Raw genomic sequence first — 723 nt, 5'->3', positions numbered from 1 at the left:
GGAAGGGGATGTGTTCCTGCTGAACGGAGACCTGGGGACCGGCAAGACCTGTCTGGTGACCGCGGCCTCCACGGCTCTGGGAGTGGATCCTCAGGAAGTTACGTCCCCTACTTTTTCCCTGATGAATGTGTACCATGGGAAGACGCTGAACATCAAGCATTTCGACCTGTACCGGATCAATTGGCCGGAAGAACTGGAAGACATCGGGTTCTCTGAATATGCCGGGGGAGACGGGGTCACATTCATCGAATGGGCGGAACTGTTTCCGGACTATATGCCGGAAGAAAATCTGGAACTGAAATTTACCCGCAAGGGTGAGGGACGGGAAGTGGAACTGCTCCCTCACGGCAGACGGTATGAGGAATTGGCCCGGGCGCTCCTTGCTCCCAAGGGCCGGGAAGGTTGAAATCGTGCTGACATTGGGAATTGATACGGCGACCCGGGTGTGTTCCGTGGCCGTCTGTGACGGAAAGAAAATCCTGGGGAGCCTGGATGTGAATGTGGGGCTTACCCATTCTGAAGGTCTGGTGCCCCAGCTGGAAACCCTGCTGGCCATGGCCCGGGTGAAAAAAGAGGATCTGGACCTTTTGGCGGTAAGCCGGGGCCCGGGTTCTTTTACCGGTCTGCGGATCGGTATGGCCACTGCAGAAGCCATGGCCTACGCCCTGGAACGGCCCCTGGTGGCGGTGGATGCCCTGGCAGCCATTGCCTATAAACTGCCGG

General features: G+C 58.0%; 2 protein-coding genes. Both read left to right on the top strand.

Annotated elements, in window-relative coordinates:
• On the top strand, positions 1-406 hold a 406-nt coding region (tsaE, locus tag QVO43_RS04170), incomplete at its 5' end, for a tRNA (adenosine(37)-N6)-threonylcarbamoyltransferase complex ATPase subunit type 1 TsaE (RefSeq protein WP_288174500.1).
• 4 nt (positions 407-410) lie between these two features.
• Positions 411-723, top strand: a 313-nt coding sequence (tsaB, locus tag QVO43_RS04165) for a tRNA (adenosine(37)-N6)-threonylcarbamoyltransferase complex dimerization subunit type 1 TsaB (protein ID WP_288174498.1), incomplete at its 3' end; no start/stop codon positions are given.

The sequence above is a fragment of the Acidaminococcus sp. CAG:542 genome (genome assembly GCF_000437815.1).
Classification (GTDB): domain Bacteria; phylum Bacillota; class Negativicutes; order Acidaminococcales; family Acidaminococcaceae; genus Acidaminococcus.
This window is presented reverse-complemented; position numbering and strand designations above follow the sequence as displayed.